The sequence below is a fragment of the Kitasatospora sp. NPDC049285 genome (assembly GCF_040678815.1).
Lineage (GTDB): Bacteria > Actinomycetota > Actinomycetes > Streptomycetales > Streptomycetaceae > Kitasatospora.
In genome coordinates, this window is sequence record NZ_JBFAQR010000055.1 from 20,131 (window position 1) to 43,345 (window position 23,215).

Genomic DNA, 23,215 nt, shown 5'->3' on the forward strand with positions numbered 1-23,215 from the left:
CGGCCCCACCGTTTCGGTGCGTCAGTACAGCGGGGTGAGGACCAGGGCGAAGTCCGCGGGGCCGAGTTCCAGCCGGTGCTGGGGCAGGATGCCGGGGCCGCAGGAGGCGCTGCCCAGGCCCTGGACGGCGTGGTCGGTGTGCAGGTGGACCACCGGGCCGGGGGTCAGCACGGTGGGGTGGGCGGCCGCGGCGAGTTCACGGTCGGTCCAGCGGCGGGCGGCGAGCTGGAACGGCTGCTCGCCGGTCACCCGCAGGCCGCGGGCGGCGCCGTCGCCGATCTCGAACCACCGCACGTCGGCCCGGTTGCCGTTCTCCTGCGGGCGCACGTACGGGGTCTGCAACTGGTCGACCGTGGCACGGAAGCGGCCGATCCGGACGGCGTGGCGGGAGTCCGGGTAGGCCTCCCCCGGGCCGGCGCCGAACCACTCGACCTGCGCGCAGTCGGCGGGCAGCTGCCAGTCGAGGCCGATCCGGGCGACGGAGCGCGCGGCGTTCCGGCGGAGCAGCTCCCGGTACTCCTCGGGCGGCAGCTCGGCGTCGGCCATCGGCTCGGTGGGGTCCTCGGCCCGCTCGGGCCAGTGCCCGACCGGCTCGGTGTGCACGCGCAGGCGCAGGTCGTCGCCGCCGCTGGACCACTGATAGGTGGTCAGGTAGCCGCAGCCGACCGCGGCGGCGGCGCTGCGGACCACGACGATGAGCCCCCGGTCGTCGGCGGTGACGGACACCGTGCGGTGCCGCAGGCGGTCCAGGCCGCGGGCCTGCCAGTAGGCGGCGTCGTTGCTCGACCAGCCGCGGTCGTTGTCGGTGGGAGCCCGCCACAGGTTCAACCGTGGTCCCTGGAGCGGCAGTTCGCCGAGGCCGAGCAGGGTTCCGGTGGCAGGGTCGAAGCGGCCCGGACCGAGCAGGAGGTGCCCGTCCGCGGTGCGCGGCGCCACCGGCGTGCCCGCGGGGCGGCCGCGCTCAGGTGCCACAAGCGTGTCCGTTGCGGTGAGCGGGAGTTGGCCCCAGCCGACCGGGTGGCCGGCGGGCGCCCAGTCGGTGGCCTCGGCCAGCTCCGCCTGGACGGTGAGCCAGAGTTCGCCTGCGCCGTCGGCGGGCTCCGGCGCGGGCAGCGGGAGTTCGCCCCGCTCCCCCGCGGCCAGCTTCGGCGTCGGCAGCTCGCCCGCGGCCAGCTCGACGCCCTCGCGGGCCAGCGACCAGCTGAACCGCAGGTGGGTGAGGTCCAGCACCTCGTAGCGGTTCTCGACGGTCAGCGTGTCCGGCGTCGACCCGGGGCCGATCCGGACGGGCGCGATGGCCCTGGCGTACTCCAGCAGCCCGGGCGAGGGGGTGCGGTCGGGGAAGACCAGGCCGTCGCAGATGAAGTTGCCGTCGTGCAGGTCCTCGCCGAAGTCGCCGCCGTAGCCGAAGAACTCGCGTCCCTGGGCGTCGTGGGTGCGCAGGCCCTGGTCCGTCCACTCCCACACGAAGCCGCCCTGCAGCCGCGGGTGTTCGTCCCAGAGCCGCACGTACTCGGCCAGGGCGCCCGGTCCGTTGCCCATCGCGTGGGCGAACTCGGTCAGCAGGTAGGGCTTGCGGTTGCGCGGGTCGTCCGCGGGGTCGCCGGCGCCGGCCTGCGCCGGGTAGGAGATCTCGCCGGGGAGCAGCTGTCCGCGGCCGATCCGGGCGACCGCGGCGGGCGGGCGGTACATCTCGCCGTGCACGTCGGTGTACTCGCTGAGCCGGTCGCCCTCGTAGTGGATCGGCCGGGCGGGGTCGCGCCGGCGCACCAGGTCGGCCATGGCGCGCAGGTTGCGGCCGTCACCGGCCTCGTTGCCCAGCGACCAGAGGATGACGCTGGGGCGGTTCTTGTCGCGCTCCACGGTGCGCCGGGCGCGGTCCAGGTAGGCGTCGTGCCAGCGCGGATCGTCGGACGGGTTGCGCTGCCAGCGCTCGGCGTCGGCGTACTCGAAGCCGTGGGTCTCCAGGTCGCATTCGAGGACGACCCACAGGCCCAGCTCGTCGCACAGGTCGAGGAAGGCGGGGTGCGGCGGGTAGTGGGCGGTGCGGACGGCGTTGACGTGGTGACGCTTCATCAGTTCCACGTCGCGGCGCATGGTCTCCGCGGAGAGGGTGCGGCCGTGGTCGGGGTCGAACTCGTGCCGGTTGACCCCGCGCAGCACCACGCGGCGCCCGTTGACCCGGAGCACCCCGTCCTCGCCGACGGCCACCGTGCGGAACCCGACCCTGACCCGGACGCGTTCGCTCGCGGTGCTCAGCCAGGCCTCATACAGGTGCGGCTGCTCCGCGCTCCACGGCCGCACGGCGGGGAACTCGAAGGTCTCCTCGGCCGGCCGGCCGTCGATCCCGAGGTCGGGGACGCTGATCCGCACGGGCGCGTCCGCGTCGGTCTCCACCCGCAGCCGGCCCGCTCCGGTGGCCGCGTCGTAGTCGGCGTGGACGAACACGTCGCGGATCCCGCCCGCCGGGCGGGCCAGCAGGGACACGTCGCGGAAGATGCCGGACAGGCGCCAGGTGTCCTGGTCCTCCAGGTAGGTGCCGGCCGAGAACTGGTGCACCCGGACGGCCAGCACGTTGCGGCCGGGGCGCAGCGCCGCGGTCGCGTCGAACTCGGCGGGCAGCCGGCTGCCGTAGGTCACGCCGAGCTCGGTGCCGTTGAGCCAGATCCGGGCGCAGGAGTCCACGCCCTCGAAGCGCAGCACGGCGGGCAGGCCCGTCCAGGACTCCGGCAGGTCGAACGTGCGGCGGTAGTCGCCGGTCTCGTTCTCGTCCGGGACGAACGGCGGGTCGAGCGGGATCGGGTAGGCGACGTTGACGTAGATCGGTCGGCCGTGGCCGCGCAGCTGCCAGTGCGAGGGGACGGCGAGGGTGTCCCAGGACGCGTCGTCGAAGTGCGGGTCCTGGAAGCCGTCCGGCTCGGTGCGCAGGGTGGGTGAGAACCGGAACGCCCACGGGCCGTTGAGGTCGATCCGGGGGGCGTCGGAGTCCAGGACCGCGCGCGGCGCCAGCCCGCCGCGGCCGCCGGCGAAGTCCTCGAAGTAGCGTGCGGACATGCGGAGTCCTCCGTGCGCGATGGGGTGATGCGCGCGACCGTACTATCGAAGGCCCGTTGCGGGAAGAAGCGATCTGATCTTCCGTCAGCGGTTACCGCGTCGACCGCCCGGTCTGGTTCGATGATGGTTTTGTCCGTCATGTTCCGGAAGGAATCGGGTGCTGAGCTCGTCGTTCGCCGAGGTGTTGTCCGTCGTCCTGCTGGCCGTGGTGCTGGTCTGCGCGGTGGTGCGACCGTTCGGCTGGCCGGAGGCGGTGGTCGCGGTACCGGCCGCGGGCCTGGTCGTGGTGACGGGCGCCATCCCGTGGGCGGACGCGGCGCAGGAGGCCGCCCGGCTCGGCCCGGTGATCGGCTTCCTCGCCGCGGTGCTGGTGCTGGCGCAGCTGTGCGACGAGGAGGGCCTGTTCCACGCCTGCGGGGCGTGGATGGCCCGCAGTTCGGCGGGTCGGCCGCGGCGGCTGCTGGTGCAGGTGTTCGCGGTCGCCTCGGTGGTCACCGCGGTGCTCAGCCTGGACGCCACGGTGGTGCTGCTGACGCCGGTGGTGTTCGCCACCGCCGCGCGGCTGGGCGCCCGGCCGAAGCCGCACGTCTACGCCTGCACGCACCTGTCGAACACCGCGTCGCTGCTGCTTCCGGTCTCCAACCTGACCAACCTGCTGGCGTTCGCGGCCAGCGGCCTGGGCTTCGTCCGCTTCGCCGCGCTGATGGCGCTGCCGTGGGCGGTGGCGATCGGCGTCGAGTACGTGGTGTTCCGCCGTTACTTCGCGGCCGACCTGGACGCGGGCCCGGGCGCCGGGCACGGCGCGGAGGCGCCGCGGATGCCGCTGTTCGCGCTGCTGACCATCGCGGGCACGCTGGCCGGCTTCGTGGTCGCCTCGGCCGTCGGGATCGACCCGGCGTGGGCGGCGCTGGCGGGTGCCCTGGTGCTCGCGGTGCGCGCGCTGGCCCGGCGGCGCACCACGCCGGTGGCGATCGTGAAGGCGTCGAGCGTGCCGTTCCTGGCCTTCGTCCTGGCGTTGGGGATCGTGGTGCGCGCGGTGGTGGACAACGGCCTCGCCGGTGCGCTCGGCCACCTGGTGCCGACCGGCAGCGGCCTGGCGGCGCTGCTCGGGGTGGCCGCGCTGGCGGCGGTGCTGGCGAACGTGATCAACAACCTGCCGGCCACCCTGGTCCTGCTCCCGCTGGCGGCGCCGACCGGTCCGGGCGCGGTCCTCGCGGTGCTGCTGGGGGTGAACATCGGCCCGAACCTGACGTACGCCGGGTCGCTCGCCACCCTGCTGTGGCGGCGCATCGTGCACGCCCACGACGCCGAGGTCGGCCTCGGGGAGTTCACCCGGCTCGGGCTGCTGACCGTGCCTGCTTCCCTGGCCGCGGCGGTGGTGGCACTCTGGGGGTCGCTGCACGTGTTCGGAGGGTGACCGCCATGGCCGTGATCGTGTGGATCGCCGAGGGGACCTGGCCGGCCTGCGTGGACGCCGCGCGGGCCCACGCCCCGGCCGACGCGGAGGTCGTCCTGCTGTACGTCGCGGCCGCCGCGGTCCCCGCCGCCGCCCACGGTGCGTTCGCCGGACTGCTCGGCCGCGGCCACCCCGACCCGCGGGGCCCCGCCGAGGGCTGGGGCGCCGATCCGGGGACCCGGGTGGAGCAGCTCGCGAGCGCCGGCGGCGAGGAGCTGCTCCGGGCCGCCGCCGAACGCCTGGGCCGGGCCTGCACGCAGGTACTGCGCGAGGGCAGGGTGGAGCGCGAGGTGGTCGCCGCGGCCGAGGGCGCCGAGCTGCTGCTGCTCGCCCGCGACGGCTCCCGCTCCCACCGCGGCCCGCACAGCCTCGGCCCGGCCGGCCGCTACGTGGTGGACCACGCCCCGTGTCCCGTCCTGCTGGTCTGGCCCTGACCGCGGACCCGTCGTGACTACTCCTGCTTCTCGCCGGAGGCGAAGCGGGAGATGATCAGCGCGACGATGATGATCGCGCCGTTGAGGCACTGGTTCCACAGCGGCGGCACCCCGGCCAGGGTCATCACGTTGAGCACCAGTTGGAGCGTCAGGACGCCGGTGAGGGCGCCGAACAGGGTGCCGCGGCCGCCGTTGAGGCTGACGCCGCCGATGACGGTGGCGGCGAAGACCTGGAAGATCCAGCCGTTGCCCTGGTCGGCGGAGATCGAGCCGTAGTGGCCGGTGTAGAGGATGCCGGCGAAGGCGGCCAGCAGGCTGCCGAGGATCAGCACGGTCCAGGTGATCCGGTCGACCCGGATGCCGGCGGCGCGGGCGGCCTCGGCGTTGCCGCCGATGGCGTACAGCGCGCGGCCGTGGCGCAGCCAGGCGAGCGCGCAGCCGCCGGCCGCGAACAGCAGGGCGCAGATCCAGATCGCGGCGGGCACGCCGAACCAGCTCGCGCTGCCCAGGTAGGTGAAGGACGACGGCAGGTTGATGATCGACTGGCCCTGCGAGATGCCGATCTGGAGGCCGCGCAGCAGGGTGAGCGCGCCGAGCGTGACGATGAAGCCGTTGAGCCGCAGCTTGAGGATCAGGAAGCCGTTGACGGCGCCGATCGCCGCGCCGACGGCCAGGCACAGCGGGATGACCGTCCAGGCGGGGAACAGGCCGAGGCCGTTGAAGCGGGCGCCGTGGTCGGGGAGCACCAGCCACACCGCGATGACGGGGGCGACGCCGATGGTGGACTCCAGCGAGAGGTCCATCCGGCCGGCGATCAGGATCAGCGCCTCGGCGAGCACGAGCACGCTGAGCTCGGTGGCCGACTGGCCGACGCCGAGCAGGTTGGCGGAGGTCAGGAACGCCGGCGAGACGGCGAAGCCGATGACGCAGAGGACCAGCAGGACCGGGACCAGGGACAGGTCGCGGTAGCGGGCCAGTTCGAGGCGGCGGCCTGCGGGGGCGGCGGTGGCCGGGCGCGGGCGGGCCTCAGTGGTGGGGCTCATCGGGTTTCCTCCGGGTCGTTCGGGCCGGCCATGCCCTCCATGGCGGCGACCAGTTGTTCGTCGCTCCAGCCGGGTGCGAATTCGGCGACCACCCGGCCGTGGAACATGGCCAGGACGCGGTCGCAGACCCGCAGGTCGTCGAGTTCGTCGGACACGATCAGGGCGCTGCGGCCGCGGTCGGCGACCTGGCGGATCGTGCCGAGCAGGGATTCCTTGGACTTGATGTCCACGCCGTTGGTGGGCCGGATGGCGACCAGGACGTGCGGCTCCGCGGCGAGCGCGCGGGCGATGACGACCTTCTGCTGGTTGCCGCCGGACAGTGCGGAGACCGCGGTGCCGGGGCCGGGGGTCTTGATGTCGAGTTCGCCGATCATGCGCTCGGCGAACTCCCGGGTGCGCGAGGGCAGGACGGTGCCGAACGGGCCGAGCTGGTCGGTGACGGTCAGGGTGGCGTTCTCGGCGACGCTGCGCTGCGGGACGAGGCCCTGCAGGTGGCGGTCCTCGGGGACGAAGCCGATGCCGGCGGCGAGCGCGGCGGGCACCCTGCCCGTGCGGACGGGCTGGCCGGCGACGGTGACGGTGCCGTCGGCGGGCTTGAGCAGACCGGCCAGGGTCTCGCCGAGCTGCACGTTGCCGCTGGCGGCGGAGCCGGCCAGGCCGACCACCTCGCCGGGGCGGGCGCTCAGCGACACGTCCTGGTAGCTGCCCTTGAGGCTCAGCCCGGCGACCTCCAGCAGCGGCGCACCGTCGCCGACGGTCCGGCCGGTGACCGACCAGGAGGGCTCGGTGCCCTTGGAGCGCTCGCCGGTCATCGCCTCGACCAGCGCCTGCTGGTCGAGTTCGGCGACCGGAGCGGTGACGATGTGCCGCGCGTCGCGGTAGACGGTGACGGTGCGGCAGAGGTCGTAGACCTCCTGCAGGTGGTGCGAGATGAACAGGAAGGCGACGCCCTGCGCCTGGAGTTCGCGCAGCTTGTCGAAGAGCCGCTCGATGCCGCGGGCGTCGAGTTTGGCGGTCGGCTCGTCGAGGATGATGAAGCGGGCGCCGAAGGACAGCGCCCGGGCGATCTCCACGAACTGGCGCTGCTCGACGCCGAGGTCCTCGGCGCGGGCGGTGGGGTCGACGTCCACGCCGTACTCGCCGAGCAGCTCGCTCGCCCTGGTGCGCAGCTGCTTCCAGCTGATCGGGCGCAGCGGGCCCTGGGACTGCCGGTTCAGGAACAGGTTCTCGGCGACGGTGAGCGCCGGGATGATGGTGGAGCGCTGGTAGACGCAGGCGACCTTGGACCGCCAGGCGTCGGTGTCCCCCGGGGCGGGGGCGGGTTCGCCGTCGAACCGCAGGGTGCCGGTGTCGGCCGGCTGAAGGCCCGTCAGGATCGAGACGAGCGTGGACTTGCCCGCGCCGTTGCGCCCGACCAGGGCGTGCGATTCGCCGGGGGCGACCGAGATGCGGGCGTCGCTGAGGGCGACGGTGGCGCCGAAGCGCTTGGAGATCCCGTCGGCCTCGACGACGGGGCCCCGGACGGGGCTGGGGTCCGCCATGGCGGGGAGTCCTTTCGGAACCGGCCCGGTGCCGCGGCCGGCGCCGGCCGGCCGCGGCACCGGGTGCTGACGGGTCGTCACTTGCTGATGTTGTTGCCCCACAGGGCCTTGTCGTCGACGTTGTCCTTGGTCACCAGCGGGGCGGACAGCTGGTCCTCCAGGCCGTTGGGCAGCTGGATGATGGTGGACTGGTGGTCGGTGGCGCCGGGCTGGAAGGTCTTGCCGTCGGCGGCGGCCTGCGCGTAGAACAGCGCGTACTTGGCGTACAGGTCGGCGGGCTGGGAGACGGTGGCGTCGATGTCGCCCTTGCGGATGGCGTCGAACTCCTGCGGGATGCCGTCGTTGGAGATGATGGCGATGTGGCCGGGCTGCCCGGCGGGCTTGAGCAGGCCCTTCTGCTGGAGCAGCGCGAGGGTCGGCTGCAGGAAGACGCCGCCGGCCTGCATGTAGATGCCGCCGAGGTCGGGGTTGGCGGCCAGCGTGGTCTGGAGCTTGGCGGAGGCGACGTCGCCCTTCCAGTCGGTGGCCAGCTCGATCACCTGGATGCCGGGGAACTGCTCCTTCATGCAGGCGGCGAAGGCCTCGGAGCGGTCGCGGCCGTTGATGGAGCTCAGCGCGCCCTGGAGTTCGGCGACCTTGCCCTTGCCGCCGAGCTGCTTGCCGAGGAACTCGCAGGCCTTGGTGCCGTACGCACGGTTGTCGGCGCGGACCACCATGTAGACGTTGCCCTTGTCGGGGCGGGTGTCGACGCTGACCACCGGGATCTTCTTCGCGGACAGCGCGTCCAGCGTGGAGGCGATCGCGCCGGTGTCCTGCGGGGCCATCACCACGGCCTTGGCGCCGGTGTTCTGGAACACCTGGACGTTGGCGACCAGCTTGGTCACGTCGTTCTGCGAGTTGCTGATCGGCAGCGTGTTCGTGCCCGCGGCGGCGGTGTCCTGCTTGATGTACTGCGCGTAGGAGTTCCAGAAGTCGGAGTCCGCCCGGGGCAGGTCGATGCCGATGGCCGGCTTGCCGGACGCGGACCCGCCGGAGTCGCTGCCGCGGTTGCAGGCCGTGGCGAACCCGGCCATGAGGACCACGGCAGCGGCGGTCGCCGCGATTCTGGAGGAGCGAGGCTTCATGGTGCTGGTCTCCTTGGCTGGGCCAACTTCGGGGAAGTCATCGGATGGCTTGCGGTGCGGAGGACTTTACGAGTCCGCAATCCCCCTGACAAGAGAAGAGCTCGGATGAATTCCGGGTCGTTACTCCCGCGTGTCCGTCCGCCCGGCCCGGCCCCGCCAAGGCCCGCCCCGACCTGCACACATCGACGGGTCACGGCTCCGACCAGCCGCAAACATCGGAGGACTTCTTGCACCGGGCCGCCCTTCGCCGTATGGTCAGCACACCGCTGATTCATCCGATGAGTTTGGGAGCCCGTCATGAAGCTGCTTCGAGTTGGCGAACCGGGCGCGGAGGCGCCCGTCGTCCGTGACCAGGACGGAAGCGCGTACGCCCTCAGCGGCCTGACCGACGACCTGGACGGGGCGTTCCTCGCCTCCGGCGGGATCGACCGGGTCCGGGCGGCGCTGGCGGAGGGCTCGCTGCCGAGCGTGGACGTGGCGGGCCTGCGCGTCGGTGCGCCGGTGGCCCGGCCCGGCAAGGTGGTCTGCATCGGCCTCAACTACCGCGACCACGCGGCGGAGACCGGGGCGGCCGTCCCCGAGCGGCCGGTGGTCTTCATGAAGGACCCCTCCACCGTGGTCGGCCCGTACGACCAGGTGCTGATCCCCCGGAACTCGGTGAAGACCGACTGGGAGGTCGAACTCGCCGTCGTCATCGGGCGCGAGGCCCGCTACCTGGAGAGCCCGGCCGAGGCCGCCGCGTGCATCGCCGGCTACACGATCAGCAACGACGTCTCCGAGCGCGAGTTCCAGATCGAGTACTCCAGCCAGTGGGACCTCGGCAAGTCCTGCGAGACCTTCAACCCGCTCGGCCCCTGGCTGGTCACCCCGGACGAGGCCGGCGACCCGCAGGCACTCGGCCTGCACCTGGCCGTCAACGGCGAGGTCCGGCAGGACGGCACCACCAAGAACATGATCTTCGACGTCGCGTACCTGGTCTGGTACCTGAGCCAGTACCTGGTGCTGCGCCCCGGCGACGTCGTCAACACCGGCACCCCGGCCGGCGTGGCCCTCGGCCTGCCCGGCACGCCCTACCTGCGCGAGGGCGACACCGTCGAGCTGTCCATCGACGGACTCGGCACCCAGCGCCAGACCTTCCGGAACGCGTGAAAGGCACTCACTTGTCCACCACCGTCGCGCGAATCACCGCCGTCGACACCTACGACGTCCGGTTCCCCACCTCGCGGGAGCTGGACGGGTCCGACGCGATGAACCCGGACCCCGACTACTCGGCCGCCTACGTCGTGCTGCGCTCCTCGGACAACGGCCACGAGGGCCACGGCTTCACCTTCACCATCGGCCGCGGCAACGACGTCCAGGTCGCCGCGATCGACGCGCTCGCCCCGCACGTCCTCGGGCGCCCCGTCGCCGAGCTGTGCGCCGACCCCGGCTCGCTCTACCGCGACCTGATCGGCGACAGCCAGCTGCGCTGGCTCGGCCCCGAGAAGGGCGTGATGCACATGGCCATCGGCGCCGTGGTCAACGCCGTCTGGGACCTCGCCGCCAAGCGCGAGGGCAAGCCGCTGTGGCAGCTGCTCGCCGACGCCGACCCGGCGTGGCTGGTCTCCCAGGTCGACTTCCGCTACATCGCCGACGCGCTCACCCCCGACGAGGCCCTCGAACTCCTCACCAAGGGCAAGCAGGGCCACGCCGAGCGCACCGCCCACCTGCTGCGCACCGGCTACCCCGCCTACACCACCTCCCCGGGCTGGCTCGGCTACTCCGACGAGAAGCTCACCCGCCTCGCCCAGCAGGCCGTCGCCGACGGCTTCACCCAGATCAAGCTGAAGGTCGGCGCCGACCTCGACGACGACATCCGCCGCTGCCGCGCCGCCCGCGCCGCCGTCGGCCCGGACATCCGGATGGCCATCGACGCCAACCAGCGCTGGAACGTCGGCGAGGCCATCGAGTGGACCAACGCGCTCGCCGAGTTCGACCCGTACTGGATCGAGGAGCCCACCAGCCCCGACGACGTCCTCGGCCACGCGTCCGTGCGCCGCGGCGTCCACCCGGTCAAGGTCGCCACCGGCGAGCACGTGCAGAACCGCATCATCTTCAAGCAGCTGCTCCAGGCCGGCGCGATCGACGTCCTCCAGCTGGACTCCGCCCGGGTCGGCGGCGTCAACGAGAACCTGGCCATCCTGCTGCTCGCCGCGAAGTTCGGCGTCCCCGTCTGCCCGCACGCCGGCGGCGTGGGCCTGTGCGAACTGGTCCAGCACCTGTCGATGTTCGACTACGTGGCGCTGACCGGCACCACCGAGGACCGCGTCATCGAGTTCGTCGACCACCTGCACGAGCACTTCCTCGACCCGGTGGTCATCGAGGCGGGCCACTACCGGGCCCCGACCACGCCGGGCTTCTCGGCGGCCATGCACCAGGCGTCGCTGGACACCTACCGCTACCCGACCGGCGGCTTCTGGCGGGCCGAGCTGGAGCAGGAGACCCGGGCATGAGCGGTGACCTCGCCGGGCTCAAGGCCCTGGTCACCGGCGGCGCCTCCGGCATCGGCCTCGCCACCGCGCGGCTGCTCGCCGAGCGGGGCGCCGAGGTGGCCGTCCTCGACCTCGACCCGTCCCCGGTGCAGGCACCGCTGCTCGGCTTCACCGCCGACGTGTCCGACGACGCCTCGGTCCGCGCCGCCGTCGAGGCGGCCGCCGAGGCACTCGGCGGGATCGACATCCTGGTCAACAACGCCGGGATCGGCGCGGTCGGCACCGTGGCGGACAACCCCGACGAGCAGTGGCACCGCGTGCTGGACGTCAACGTGCTCGGCCTGGTCCGCACCACCCGCGCCGCCCTGCCGTACCTGCGCGACTCCGCCCACGCGGCGGTGGTCAACACCTGCTCGATCGCCGCCACCGCCGGGCTGCCGCAGCGGGCCCTGTACTCGGCCAGCAAGGGCGCCGTCCTGTCGCTGACCCTGGCCATGGCCGCCGACCACGTCCGCGAGGGCATCCGGGTCAACTGCGTCAACCCCGGCACCGTCGACACCCCGTGGGTCGGCCGGCTGCTCGACTCCGCCGCCGACCCGGCGGGCGAACGCGCCGCCCTGAACGCCCGTCAGCCCACCGGCCGGCTGGTCCGCGCCGAGGAGGTGGCTGCCGCCGTCGCCTACCTCGCCTCACCCGCGGCCGGCTCCACCACCGGCACCTCCCTCGCGGTGGACGGCGGCATGGCCGGCCTGCGCCTGCGGCCGGTGCCGACCTCATGACGCCGCGTCAGCTACCGCTCGGGCGCAGCGCGGTGACGGTCAGTGAACTGGCCTTCGGCGCGGCGGCGATCGGCAACCTGTTCACCGCGGTGAGCGACGCCGAGGCCGAGCGGGCCGTCACCGCCGCCTGGGAGGCCGGGGTCCGGTACTTCGACACCGCCCCGCACTACGGCCTCGGGCTGTCCGAGCGCCGCCTCGGCGCGGCGCTGCGCGGCCTGCCCCGGGACGCGTACGTGCTGTCCACCAAGGTCGGCCGGCTGCTCGACCCGCTGCCGGCCGCCGCCGGCGACGACCTCGCCGACGGCTTCGCCGTCCCGGCGACGCACCGCCGCCGCTGGGACTTCAGCGCCGAGGGCGTCCGGCAGTCGATCGAGGAGAGCCTGAACCGGCTCGACCTGGACCGGATCGACGTGGTCTTCCTGCACGACCCCGACGACCACGCCGACCAGGCGATCGACGAGGCCTACCCGGAGCTGGAGCGGCTGCGCGCCGAGGGCGTGATCGGGGCGATCGGCGCCGGGATGAACCAGTCCGGACTGCTCGCCCGCTTCGTCCGCGAGACCGACGTCGACACCGTCCTGCTGGCCGGCCGCTACACCCTGCTCGACCAGGGCGGGCTCGCCGAACTGCTGCCGCTCGCCCACGAGCGGGGCGTCGGCGTCGTCGTCGGCGGCGTGTTCAACTCCGGCCTGCTGGCCGATCCGCGCCCCGGCGCCACCTTCGACTACGCCTCCGCCCCCACCGAGGTACTCGAGCGCGCCCTCGCCCTCAAGGCCGTCTGCGAACGCCACGGCGTCCCGCTGCGCGCCGCCGCGCTGCACTTCCCGTTCGGGCACCCGGCCGTCGCGTCCGTCCTGGTCGGCACCCGCAGCGCCGCCGAGGTCCGCGACGCCGCGGCCGCGCTCGACCGCCCGGTGCCCGCCGCGCTGTGGGCCGAGCTCCGCGAACGCGGGCTGCTCCCCGCGCACGTCCCCGTCCCCGCCGCCTGAGCCGCGGCCCCACCCCGACCTCCCCGTCATTGGAGCAGTCATGAGGATCGCCCTGCACACCCGGGTCCGAGCGGACCGGATCGAGGAGTACGAGGACGCGCACCGCTCGGTGCCCGCCGAGCTGACCGCCGCCATCAGCGCGGCGGGCGTCGCCGAGTGGACGATCTGGCGCAGTGGCTGCGAGCTGTTCCACCTGCTCGAGTGCGAGGACTACGGCCGGCTGCTCGCGGAGTTGGAACACCTGCCGGTGAACATCGCCTGGCAGGCCCGCATGGGCGAGCTGCTCGACGTGGTCCACGACTACTCGGCGGACGGCGCGGCCGCGGGGCTGCCCGTGGTCTGGAAGCTCTGACCCCACTTATGCTGCATGCCACCGGATGACCAGGAGGACGAAGCCGTGCCAGTGACCGACGAGGCGATCGAGAAGATCAAGGCCATGATCGTGAGCGGCGAGCTGCAGCCCGGCGCGCGGCTCCCGAAGGAGGCCGACCTCGCCGAGCGGCTGGGACTCTCCCGCAACTCGCTGCGCGAGGCGGTGAAGGCGCTGTCCCTGATCCGGGTGCTGGACGTGCGCCAGGGCGACGGCACGTACGTGACCAGCCTGTCGCCCGAGGTGCTGCTGGACACGCTGGGCTTCCTCGTCGACTTCCACCAGGACAGCACGGTGCTGGAGTTCCTGGAGATGCGGCGCATCCTGGAGCCCGCCGCGACCGCGATGGCCGCCCGGGTGATGTCCGACGAGGACGTGACCGCGCTCGGCGCGGTGCTGGACAGCCTGGGCGAGGACGCCACGCTGGACGACCTGATCGCCAACGACCTGGAGTTCCACCGCCGGATCGCGGCCGGCTCGGGCAACGCCGTGCTCTGCTCGCTGATCGAGGGCCTGTCCGGCCCGACCGTGCGGGCCCGGATCTGGCGCGGCCTCACCGAGGAGGGCGCGGTCCCGCACACCCGCCAGCAGCACCGTGCGATCTTCGAGGCCATCGCGGGCCGCCGCCCTGAGGTCGCCCACGCCTGGGCGACCGTGCACGTCGCCGGCCTCGAGCAGTGGCTGCGCGAGACGCTCGGCGAGGCGGGCTCCGCGCTGGCCTGATCCCGCTTCGGTCCGAACGCCCGGTGCCGCCCGTCCCTCGGGACGGGCGGCACCGGCGTTCCCGCCGGTGGATCAGCCGACCTTGACCAGACTCCACTGCTGCTGAGAACCCCAGTTGACGGTCCATTGGATGGCCGTCTGGCCGTCCGCGGTGCCGTTCCCGTTGTCCAGCGCCATCCCGCCGGCCCGGTCGGTCAGCTGGTACACGCCGCCGCCGAGCGCGACGATGCTCCACTGCTGCTGGTTGCTCCCGTTGTCCGGCTGCTGGGTCAGCGCGCTGCCCGCACCGGAGCTGCCGCCGTTGTCGAGCGCCAGCCCGCTGCGCTGGGACACCAGCTTGTAGCGGCCCGCCTCCAGGGCGGTGAGCCGCCACTGCTGCGGCGAGCCGCCGTTGACGGTCCACTGCATGACCTGGCTCCCGGCGGTGGCGGTGTTGCCGTTGTCCAGCGCCTTGCCGCTGCGCGCGCAGACCAGCTGGTAGACGCCGTCGGCGACCACGGCCGGCGTCCCGGAGACCTCGACCACCACGACCGAGTCGGCGGCGTCCGGCGCGGTGCTCGGCACCGACACGTTGATGGTGCCCCCGCTGACGCTGTAGTTGAGCGAGGCCCCCGGGTTGCTCATCAGGTAGACGCGGCTGATGGTGTTCTGCACCAGCGGGATCGGCAGCACGCCGTTGCCCGGCCAGGTGAACACGTGCGCGAACAGCTTGCCCGGCTTGCGGGTGAACCTGCCCCAGGACGGCTCGGCGGTGAACGGGCTGCCCTGGGTGCCGTAGATGCTGTCGCCGTTGACGGCCATCCAGTTCCCCAGCCCCTGCAGGACGGTGACGGAACCCGGGGTGGGCGTGCCGTCCCCCTTGGGCCCGATGTTGAGCAGGTAGTTGCCGTCCCGGGAGGCGACCGTGACGAACTCCTGCAGGATGGTCGCCACCGACCGGTACGAGTTCTCCGCCCACGAGGTGTAGCCCCAGGCCCCGTTCATGGTGGCGCAGGTCTCCCACGGCCGCCCGAGCGGCTCGGCCGGCACGGTCTGCTCGGGGCAGGCGAAGTCACCGAGCCCGACGTCCCGCTTGACCCGCTCGTTGACGATCAGGCCGGGCTTGCGGGCGATCAGCCAGTTGTAGAGGTCGACGCCGTCCGCCTGGGTCCACCAGTCGGTCAGGGTGGGCGTGGCGGGGTTGGCGCACCAGTCGCCGTCGAACCACAGGATGGCCGGGTCGTACCTGGTGAGCAGTTCCTGCAGCTGCGCCTTCATGTCGGTGATGTAGGCGGACCGGGCGGCCATCGACGTCATGTCGGTGTAGTTCGTCGAGTGGTTGCTGTTCTGCGAGCGGTGGTTCCAGTCCATGATCGAGTAGTACAGCCCGAACTTGATGCCCCGGGCGTCGCAGGCGCTCTTCAGCGCGGCCAGCAGGTCGTTCTTGTAGGCGGTGTACTTGGGCAGGGTGTACGGCGTGTTGCCGGTGGTGTCGGTGAAGCTCGCCACCGCGGAGTCGTACATCGCGAAGCCCTCGTGGTGCTTGGCGGTGATCACCAGGTACTTCATGCCGGCCTTCTGCGCGAGGTCGGCGATGGTGTCGGCGTTGAAGGCGGTCGGGTTGAACGGCGCCGTGACCTGGGTCTGGTAGTTGGCCTTGGTCCAGTTCTCGGTCGAGAACACCCACTCGCCCGTGCCGTGGAGGCTGTACGAGCCGAAGTGGATGAACATGCCGAAGCGGGCCTGGTACCACCAGTCCATCTTGGACGGCACGGTGTACGCCTGGGCGCTCTCCGCGAGCACGAGCTGCGGCAGCCCGAATGCGACGGCGCCGCCGGCGAGGGCGGCTGCCCGGATCAGTTGACGGCGGCTCAGGTGGGGGGACATGCGTGACTCCTCGCGTGGGGTGGTGCGCGGACCGGTCTGCGGTCTACTTGCCGACGGTGTTGCCCCACAGGGACTTGTCGTCGACGTTCTCCCTGGTCACCAGCGGGGCGGACAACTGGTCCTCCAGGCCGTTGGGCAGCGAGATGATGGTGGACTGGTGGTCGGTCGGGCCGGGTTGGAAGGTCTTGCCGTCGGCGGCGGCCTGCGCGTAGAACAGCGCGTACTTGGCGTACAGGTCGGCGGGCTGCGAGACGGTGGCGTCGATGTCGCCCCGGCGGATCGCGTCGAACTCCTGCGGGATGCCGTCGTTGGAGACGATCGCGATGTGGCCGCTCTGCCCGGCGGGCCTGAGCAGCCCCTTGCGGCGCAGCAGGGCGAGGGTGGGTTCCAGGAAGACGCCGCCGGCCTGCAGGTAGACGCCGCCGAGGTCGGGGTTGGCGGCCAGGGTGGACTCGAGCTTGGCGGCCGCCACGTCGCCCTTCCACTCGGTGGCCAGCTCGATCACCTTGATGCCGGGGAACTCGCTCTTCATGCAGGAGGCGAACCCCCGGCTGCGGTCGTAGGCGTTGATGGAGCTCAGCGCGCCCTGCAGCTCGGCGACCTTGCCCCGGCCCTTGAGCTGCTTGCCGAGGACCCGGCAGGCCTTGACGCCGTACTCGACGTTGTCGGCGCGGACCACCATGTACACCTCGCCGTGTTCCGGTTCGGTGTCGACGGTGATGGTGCTGATCCCGTGGCCGTAGAGGCCGTTGAGGATGCCGTCGGTGTCCTGGGTCGCCTGCGGGGCGATCACCACCACCTTGGCGCCGGCCTTCTCGAAGCCGTGCAGGCTGTCGCGCAGCCCGTCCTCGCTGTTGTGGGAGTTGGTGATCGGCAGGGTGCGGACGGACCCGTCGGCGAGCTCGGCCCGCAGGTAGCGCTCGTACGACGTCCAGAAGTCCGAGTCGTCGCGGGGCAGGTCGATGCCGATCACCCCCCGGCCGGCCGTCTCCGGTCTTCCGGTCTGGCCGCTGCCGCAGCCGGTGGTGCCGACGAGCAGGACGGCGGCGCCTGCGGTCGCGGCGACTCCCGAGGAGCGAAGCCTCATCGTGCTGGATCTCCTTGGTCCAGAAGGCCGCCCTGACATCCCGGGGGCCTGCGGTACCGAGGACCTTATGAGCCTGTAACCTCCCCGACAAGAGTTGAGGTCGGATGAATCTGAAAAGTAACTCGGTTATTTCCACCCATAGTTGCGACTCGAGAGTAGCTATGACGCAAAGTCATCCCATGTCTTGGGGTCGCTCGTGGTTGAGCCGCCCGGAGGCGAAGCCGTCGACCTCGACCCGCGCCGCACCGAACCCGGCCTGCGCCACGGCCTCCCGCAGCGCCGCCAGTTCGGCTGCCGCCGGCACCGCCTCGGCGTCCAGCTCGACCCGGACGCTCTCCCCGAGGTCGCGCACCCGCAGCTGGACCGAGCGCAGCCCCGCTTCGTCGAGTGCGACCCGCACGGCCGTCTCCGCCCGGTCGATCCGGGCCAGCCGGTGGCCGGTGACGGGGATGCCGTAGCGGATCCGGCTGGCCAGGCAGGGGGTGGCGGGCTTGTCCCAGGTGGACAGGCCCCACAGCCGGCTGACGGCCCGGACGTCCGCCTTGCTGAGGCCGGTGTCGCGCAGAGGTGTCAGGATCGCGCGTTCGCGGCCGGCCCGGATGCCGGGACGGAACGGGTCCGCGGCGTCGTCGGCGTTGGTGCCGGTGGCGACCCGGGCGAAGCCGTGCTCGCGGGCGACCGCGGCGATCGTGTCGAGCACCTCGGACTTGCAGAAGTAGCACCGGTCCTGGGTGTTGGCCCGGTAGCCCGGGCTGCCCAACTCCTCGGTCCGGGCGGCCACATGGGTCACGCCGAGGTCCAGTGCGACGGCTCGCGCCGCGGCCAGCTCCCCCGCCGCCAGGCTCTCGGACACCCCGGTCACCGCCAGCACCCCGGCCGGCCCGTGGGCCCTTACGCCCGCGGCCACCACCAGGGCGGAGTCGGCCCCGCCGGAGTACGCCACCGCGACCGGCCCCGCCTCCCGCACCACGGCCAGCAGCGCGGCGGCCTTCTCCTCGACCGTGTCAGCGCGCGTCATCCCGGTCCTCCTCCCACCCGGCCGGGGCGTTCTCCGCGGCCAGCAGCCGGGCGCGCTCGGCGACCGTGCCCAGCGACCGACCCGTACGGGCGGCGGCGGCCGCCGTGTCCTCGTACTCGGGCTTGATCCCGTACGGGCCCTGCTTGACCCGGATCGGGCTGCCGTCGAGGTCGACCGTCCAGCTCCGGCGGGGGGCCACGACCCGGGTGTGCCGGGTCTGCCGGACGCCCAGAGTGCGGGTCTCGGCGAGAATCAACTCCCGTAGCCGCTCGGTGTCCTGAGGAAGCGTCAGAACGTGTAGCACGTGCGCCGGGCGGCCCTTCTTCATCACCGCGGCAGTCGTCCAGGCGTCGATCGCGCCCTCGGCGAGTGCACGGGCGACGGTGTGCGCGAGGGTCTCGCCGGTGACGTCGTCGAGGTTGGTCTCCAGGGTCACCACGTCCTCCACCCACTGCTCGGCCGCCGGCCGGCCCAGCGTCACCGCCACCACGTTCGGGCGGTCGGCCAGCACCCGGGTGCCCGCCCCGTACCCCGTCGCCGTCACGGTCATCGGCGGCAGCGGGCCGTAGCCCGCGCCCGCCGCGCGCAGCAGCGCGGCGCCGGTCGGGGTGACGGTCTCCCCGCGCAGGTCGGTGCCGGTCACCACCGCGCCGGACAGCAGCCGGACGGTGGCGGGAGCGGGGCAGGGCAGCAGCCCGTGCGCGGTGTCGACGCCGCCGGTGCCCAGCGGCAGCGGCGCGCAGACCACCTCGCTCACGCCCAGCGCGTGCAGCGCGGCGGCCACCCCGACGATGTCCACCAGGGCGTCGTGGCCGCCGAGTTCGTGCAGGTGCACGTCGGCGGGGTCGGTGCCGTGCAGGCGGCCCTCGGCGTCGGCGATCGCGTGCAGCGCGGCGAGGCTCAGGGCGGCCACCGGCTCGGGCCGGGCAGCGGCGGCCAGCCGGATCAGCTCGGCCGCCCGCCGCTCGGTGGCGTGGTCCGTCACCCGCACCCGGGCGCTGGTCGCGGTGAGGCCGTGCGTGACGACGCGCTCGGCGTCGAGTTCCCAGCCGGTGAGGCCGGTGGCGTCGATCGACGCCCGGACCTCGTCCAGCGGTGCGCCCGCGTCGAGCAGCGCACCGAGCAGCATGTCGCCGGCCAGGCCGGTGAACGGGTTGATCCAGCAGATCACGCCCGACTCCTCACCCAGGCCAGCCGGTGGGCGGCCATCGCCGCGCCGAAACCGGAGTCGATGTTGACCACGGTGATCCCGGCGGCGCACGAGGCGTGCATCGCCAGCAGCGCGGTCACGCCGTCCAGCGACGCGCCGTAGCCCGTCGAGACCGGCACGGCGATCACCGGGCAGCCCACCAGCCCGCCGACCACGCTGGCCAACGCGCCCTCCATCCCGGCCACCACGACGACCGCGTCGCAGGACCGCAGCCGGTCCCGGACGCGGAGCACGCGGTGCAGGCCCGCGACGCCGGCGTCCTGCACGGTGTCGACCTCCAGCCCGACGGCCGCGGCCACGGCGGCGGCCTCCGCGGCGACCGGCAGGTCGGCCGTCCCGGCGGAGATCACCGTCAGCGTGAAGCCGTTGCGGTCGGCCGGACGCCAGACCAGCAGCCGGGCCTGCGCGTCGTACGACCCGCCGGGGACGTGCCGCAGCACGTCGGCGGCGGTCTCGGCGTCCACCCGGGTGACCAGCACCGGGCCGGAGTTGTGGCGCAGCAGCTCGGCGGTGATCGCGCGGATCTGCTCGGACGTCTTGCCGGGGCCGTACACGACCTCGGGCAGCCCCTGGCGCTGCTCGCGGCCGATGTCGACCTGGGCGAAGTCGAGGTCGTGGACTCGGGTGGGGTGCATGCGGCTCTCCTCCTCGGTGGGCTGCGACGGTCGGGACGGGTGGCGGCCGTCGGGCGGGCTGTTGACGGCCGTCAGGACGGCGGCTGGCGGACCGTCAGGTGGGCGAGCTCGGCGCCGGTCTCGTGCAGCAGCCGGCGGGTCTCGCGCATCGCGGTGGCCGCGCTGCCCGCCCGCTCGGTGAGCGAGTGGGCCCGGCCGATGCCGTGGGCGGCCAGCTCGGCGGGCCCGGCCTCCACCCGCCCGGCGACCGCCACGACCGGGACGCCGGCCTGGCGGGCCCGCTCGGCCACGCCGATCGGTGCCTTGCCGCGCAGGCTCTGCGCGTCGAGGCAGCCTTCGCCCACCACGACCAGGTCGGCCGCGGCGAGGGCGGTGTCCAGGCCGAGTTCGGCCAGCAGCACGTCGACGCCGGGCTCCCGGCGGGCGCCCAGGTGCAGGGCCGCGAAGCCCGTCCCGCCGGCCGCCCCGGCGCCGGGGCGGCCGGACAGGTCGGCTCCGGTCCGCGCGGCGACGAGCCCCGCGAACCGGGCGAGCGCGGCGTCCAGCAGCGCCACCTGTCCGGCGTCGGCGCCCTTCTGCGGGGCGAAGACGGCGGCGGCACCGTCCGGTCCGAGCAGCGGGTTGTCGACGTCGGAGGCCAGCACCAGCCGGGTCTCCCGCAGCCGCGCGTCGAGGCCGGTCAGGTCGACCGCCGCGGCATCGGCCAACGCCGCGCCGCCGGGCGGGAGTTCGGCGCCCGTGGCGTCGGTGATCCGGGCCCCGAGCGCCTGCAGCAGACCGGCCCCGGCGTCGGTGGTGGCGCTTCCGCCGACCGCGAGCACCACGTCCCGGCAGCCCAGGTCGAGTGCGGCGCGCAGCAGTTCACCGGTGCCGCGGGTGGAGGCGGTGAGCGGTGCGGGCCGACCCGCGGGCAGCAGGTGCAGCCCGGACGCCTGGGCCATCTCGACCACCGCCCGCCGGCCGCGGACGGCCAGCACCGCGTCGACCGGCGCGCCGGTGGGCCCGCTCACCCGGACCGGCACGGCCCGGAACCCGGCCGCCAGGAACGCCTCCGCGGTGCCCTCGCCGCCGTCCGCGACCGGCGCCTCCCGCACGTCCAGCGCGGGATCGGCCGCCCGCAGGCCCTCGGCGAGCCACCGGCACGCCTCGACGGCGGTCGCCGAGCCGCGGAACTTGTCCAGGCACACCAGGACCTGTCGACGCGTCATGCCGTCCCCGCCCCGTCCCGCTCGCCGCCCGGCCCGCCGTCCCGGCGCAGGTAGGGGATGGTCATCGGCCCCTCGGGCAGCACGCACAGCCGGGCGCCCGGCCCGGCGGCGGCGAGGGCCTCGGCCACGGTCGCGGAGATGTCGGCGGTCTGCTCCAGGTGCGCGGTGGCGAGCTCGGCGTCGCTCAGGTACGAGGTGTGCATCACCACCCGGGAGCTGGACTGGATCCGGGCCTGGACCTGCACCTGCCACTGGTCGGGCACGGTGCGCGGCCGGGCCCGGATCGACTCCAGCAGCGCCTGCGGGGACGGCGCGGAGGCCAGCACCTCGCGGTAGGAGCCGTGGTCGGGGAAGCCGTCGCGGCACTCCGCCGCGCAGACGATCAGGCCGCCGGGCTTCACCACCGTGAGTGCGGCCGACATGCCCTTGACGGACTGGTAGAGGTTCTGGTCGAGCGGGTGGCCGGCGTTGGTGGTGACCACCACGTCGAAGAGCCGGTCGACCGGGCGCATCGCGATCCGCCGGGCGGCGGCGGTCGCCGCCGCGTGCATGGGCAGCAGGTCGCCGCCGAAGGCCGCGACGATCCGCTGCTCGCGGTTGAGCACCACGTCGAGGGAGAAGGTGACGCCGGTGCCGTCCGCGATGGCCCGGACGTCGTCGTGCACGGGGTTGCCGTGCGTGGTGCCCCAGGTGGCCCGGGGGTCGCCGATCCGCTTCGCGTCGTGCAGGACGAGCACGGTCTCCAGTCCGGCCAGTCCCGGGGCGACCAGCTTCGGGCCGCCCGAGAAGCCGGCGAAGAAGTGCGGTTCGACGAAGCCGGTGGTGATCCTGACGTCCGCCTCGACCCAGGTGCGGTTGAGCCACACCGGCACGTCGTCGCCCCAACGCCCCATCCAGGCCAGCTGGTCGGTGTCACGGGCGTCGTGGTTGACGATCCTGATCCGGTCGACCACCTCGTCCCCGAACATCCGGCGCAGCTCCTCGGGGTCGTTCCCGCGGTGCGTGCCGGTGGCGACCAGGATCACCACGTCCTCGTCCCGGACGATCCCGTCGAGCTCGGCGAGGACGGCCGGGATCATCAGGTGCCGCGGCTGCGGCCGGGTGCCGTCGCACGCCGAGATCGCCACGGTCTGCCCCGGCCGGACGCGTTCGCGCAGCGACGGCCCGGCGACGGGGCGGCGCAGCGCCTCGCGGAGCACGGCCATCGGGTCGGCGGCGCCAGCGGTGTGCAGCGGTTCGACCACGGTGGTGACGGCCGGGTCGACGTCGAGGTCGAGCCCGGTCTCCCCGTAGGCGAGTCTGATTCTCATGGGGTGTCCTCACCGGCGCCGGGCTCGGTCGCCACGCCGAGCCGGTAGACCCGGTCGGCGGTGCCGCCGAACACCTCGGCGCGCTCACTCGGCGCCAGGCCCTCGGTCAACTCGTCGGCGGTGTCCATGACTTGCCGGTAGTCGGCGGCCAGCAGGCAGACCGGCCAGTCGGAGCCGAACATCACGCGGTCCGGCCCGAACGCCTCCAGTGCCGTACCGGCGTACGGGCGCAGGTCGTTGACGGTCCATTCGGCGTGGTCGGCCTCGGTGACCAGTCCGGACAGCTTGCACGAGACGTTCGACTCGCGGCCCAGTTCCCGCAGCAGCCCGGCCCAGGGCTGCAGGGCGCCGCGGGCGATACCGGGCTTGGAGAGGTGGTCGAGCACGAACCCCAGCTCCGGTAGCGCGCGCACCGTCTCGATGGCGGAGGGGAGTTGGCGCGGCAGGGTCAGCAGGTCGTAGCGCAGCCCGGCCCCGGCGACGGCCCGCAGCCCGCGCCGCACCTCGGGCCGGGCCAGCCACCCGGGGTCGGCCTCGCCCTGGACGAGGTGGCGCACGCCGACGAGCAGCTCGCCGCCGGGCCCTTCCCGCAGTTCGGCGAGGGTCTCGGCGACGGCCGGGGAGGTCAGGTCGACCCAGCCGACGACGCCCGCGACCATGGGCTCGGTGGCGGCGAGGGCGAGGAACTCCCGGGTCTCCTCGACGTCGGGCAGCACCTGGACCAGCACCGTCCGCCCCACGCCCGCCGCCCGCGCCTGCCCGGCGAGCTCGGCCATCCCGAAGTCCCGCCGGAGGGCGGCGAGGCCGGGATCGTCCAGCCAGGCGTGTGGGCGCCTGCCCAGCTGCCACACGTGGTGGTGTGCGTCGATTCTCACGAGCGGTCGCTCCTTGGTGGGT

General features: G+C 73.5%; 20 protein-coding genes. 8 read left to right on the forward strand and 12 right to left on the reverse strand.

Going from position 1 to position 23,215, the window contains the following annotated elements; all coding sequences use genetic code 11:
• Nucleotides 1-21: 21 nt before the first annotated feature.
• Nucleotides 22-3,054: a glycoside hydrolase family 2 TIM barrel-domain containing protein gene (locus AB0K51_RS27380; RefSeq protein WP_363459822.1), complete on the reverse strand. Its 3,033-nt coding sequence runs from the start codon at nucleotides 3,052-3,054 to the stop codon at nucleotides 22-24.
• Nucleotides 3,055-3,214: 160 nt separating this feature from the next.
• On the opposite strand from AB0K51_RS27380, the gene AB0K51_RS27385 reads away from it, so the two are divergent.
• Together AB0K51_RS27385 and AB0K51_RS27390 are read left to right on the forward strand one after the other, a co-directional pair.
• Nucleotides 3,215-4,471, forward strand: coding sequence for an arsenic transporter (locus tag AB0K51_RS27385; protein WP_363459846.1), 1,257 nt, complete (start codon nucleotides 3,215-3,217; stop codon nucleotides 4,469-4,471).
• Nucleotides 4,472-4,476: 5 nt separating this feature from the next.
• Nucleotides 4,477-4,944 carry a universal stress protein gene (locus AB0K51_RS27390; RefSeq protein ID WP_363459823.1) on the forward strand — a complete coding sequence of 156 codons (468 nt, stop codon included), beginning with the start codon at nucleotides 4,477-4,479 and terminating at the stop codon, nucleotides 4,942-4,944.
• 17 nt (nucleotides 4,945-4,961) lie between these two features.
• Here the strand turns inward: AB0K51_RS27390 and AB0K51_RS27395 are convergent, their stop codons facing one another.
• The 3 genes from AB0K51_RS27395 to AB0K51_RS27405 form a co-directional block, all read right to left on the reverse strand.
• Entirely contained in the window at nucleotides 4,962-5,987 is a 1,026-nt protein-coding gene (locus AB0K51_RS27395; RefSeq protein ID WP_363459824.1) for an ABC transporter permease, read from the reverse strand.
• Entirely contained in the window at nucleotides 5,984-7,528 is a 1,545-nt protein-coding gene (locus AB0K51_RS27400) for a sugar ABC transporter ATP-binding protein (RefSeq protein ID WP_363459825.1), read from the reverse strand. Before AB0K51_RS27400 ends, AB0K51_RS27395 begins: the two co-directional genes overlap by 4 nt.
• 77 nt (nucleotides 7,529-7,605) lie before the next feature.
• Nucleotides 7,606-8,652 carry a sugar ABC transporter substrate-binding protein gene (locus tag AB0K51_RS27405; RefSeq protein WP_363459826.1) on the reverse strand — a complete coding sequence of 349 codons (1,047 nt, stop codon included), beginning with the start codon at nucleotides 8,650-8,652 and terminating at the stop codon, nucleotides 7,606-7,608.
• A gap of 297 nt (nucleotides 8,653-8,949) precedes the next feature.
• Here AB0K51_RS27405 and AB0K51_RS27410 point away from each other — a divergent pair, with 297 nt between their 5' ends.
• The 6 genes from AB0K51_RS27410 to AB0K51_RS27435 are packed head-to-tail and all read left to right on the forward strand — an operon-like array spanning nucleotide 8,950 to nucleotide 13,984.
• Entirely contained in the window at nucleotides 8,950-9,801 is an 852-nt protein-coding gene (locus AB0K51_RS27410; RefSeq protein ID WP_363459827.1) for a fumarylacetoacetate hydrolase family protein, read from the forward strand.
• A gap of 11 nt (nucleotides 9,802-9,812) precedes the next feature.
• On the forward strand, nucleotides 9,813-11,144 hold the full coding sequence (locus AB0K51_RS27415; RefSeq protein WP_363459828.1) for an L-fuconate dehydratase: 1,332 nt from the start codon (nucleotides 9,813-9,815) through the stop codon (nucleotides 11,142-11,144).
• Complete coding sequence (locus AB0K51_RS27420) at nucleotides 11,141-11,902, forward strand: SDR family oxidoreductase (RefSeq protein WP_363459829.1); 762 nt, start codon at nucleotides 11,141-11,143, stop codon at nucleotides 11,900-11,902. The genes AB0K51_RS27415 and AB0K51_RS27420 overlap by 4 nt, the downstream gene beginning before the upstream one ends.
• Nucleotides 11,899-12,891 (forward strand): aldo/keto reductase, encoded by a 993-nt coding sequence (locus AB0K51_RS27425; protein ID WP_363459830.1) that lies wholly within the window; start codon nucleotides 11,899-11,901, stop codon nucleotides 12,889-12,891. Before AB0K51_RS27420 ends, AB0K51_RS27425 begins: the two co-directional genes overlap by 4 nt.
• A 40-nt stretch (nucleotides 12,892-12,931) precedes the next feature.
• A complete protein-coding gene (locus AB0K51_RS27430; protein WP_363459831.1) occupies nucleotides 12,932-13,243 on the forward strand; it encodes an L-rhamnose mutarotase in 312 nt (103 codons plus the stop codon).
• A 45-nt stretch (nucleotides 13,244-13,288) separates the two neighbouring features.
• A complete protein-coding gene (locus AB0K51_RS27435; RefSeq protein ID WP_363459832.1) occupies nucleotides 13,289-13,984 on the forward strand; it encodes a FadR/GntR family transcriptional regulator in 696 nt (231 codons plus the stop codon).
• 72 nt (nucleotides 13,985-14,056) lie between these two features.
• Here AB0K51_RS27435 and AB0K51_RS27440 read toward each other — a convergent pair whose 3' ends face one another.
• From AB0K51_RS27440 to AB0K51_RS27475, 8 genes are all read right to left on the reverse strand, one after another.
• Nucleotides 14,057-15,850 (reverse strand): alpha-L-fucosidase, encoded by a 1,794-nt coding sequence (locus tag AB0K51_RS27440; protein ID WP_363459833.1) that lies wholly within the window; start codon nucleotides 15,848-15,850, stop codon nucleotides 14,057-14,059.
• Between the two features lie 43 nt (nucleotides 15,851-15,893).
• Entirely contained in the window at nucleotides 15,894-16,937 is a 1,044-nt protein-coding gene (locus AB0K51_RS27445) for a sugar ABC transporter substrate-binding protein (RefSeq protein WP_363459834.1), read from the reverse strand.
• Between the two features lie 172 nt (nucleotides 16,938-17,109).
• Nucleotides 17,110-17,955 carry an ATP-dependent sacrificial sulfur transferase LarE gene (gene larE, locus AB0K51_RS27450; protein ID WP_363459835.1) on the reverse strand — a complete coding sequence of 282 codons (846 nt, stop codon included), beginning with the start codon at nucleotides 17,953-17,955 and terminating at the stop codon, nucleotides 17,110-17,112.
• A complete protein-coding gene (gene larC, locus AB0K51_RS27455) occupies nucleotides 17,942-19,126 on the reverse strand; it encodes a nickel pincer cofactor biosynthesis protein LarC (protein ID WP_363459836.1) in 1,185 nt (394 codons plus the stop codon). Before larC ends, larE begins: the two co-directional genes overlap by 14 nt.
• The gene (larB, locus tag AB0K51_RS27460; protein WP_363459837.1) at nucleotides 19,123-19,800 is read right to left on the reverse strand and encodes a nickel pincer cofactor biosynthesis protein LarB; all 678 of its coding nucleotides are present in this window, start codon (nucleotides 19,798-19,800) and stop codon (nucleotides 19,123-19,125) included. Before larB ends, larC begins: the two co-directional genes overlap by 4 nt.
• Nucleotides 19,801-19,871: 71 nt before the next feature.
• Nucleotides 19,872-21,008 carry a glycerate kinase gene (locus AB0K51_RS27465; RefSeq protein ID WP_363459838.1) on the reverse strand — a complete coding sequence of 379 codons (1,137 nt, stop codon included), beginning with the start codon at nucleotides 21,006-21,008 and terminating at the stop codon, nucleotides 19,872-19,874.
• A complete protein-coding gene (gene larA / locus AB0K51_RS27470) occupies nucleotides 21,005-22,318 on the reverse strand; it encodes a nickel-dependent lactate racemase (protein WP_363459839.1) in 1,314 nt (437 codons plus the stop codon). Before larA ends, AB0K51_RS27465 begins: the two co-directional genes overlap by 4 nt.
• Nucleotides 22,315-23,193, reverse strand: a complete 879-nt coding sequence (locus AB0K51_RS27475) for an amidohydrolase family protein (RefSeq protein ID WP_363459840.1) — start codon at nucleotides 23,191-23,193, stop codon at nucleotides 22,315-22,317. Before AB0K51_RS27475 ends, larA begins: the two co-directional genes overlap by 4 nt.
• Between the last annotated feature and the right edge of the window lie 22 nt (nucleotides 23,194-23,215).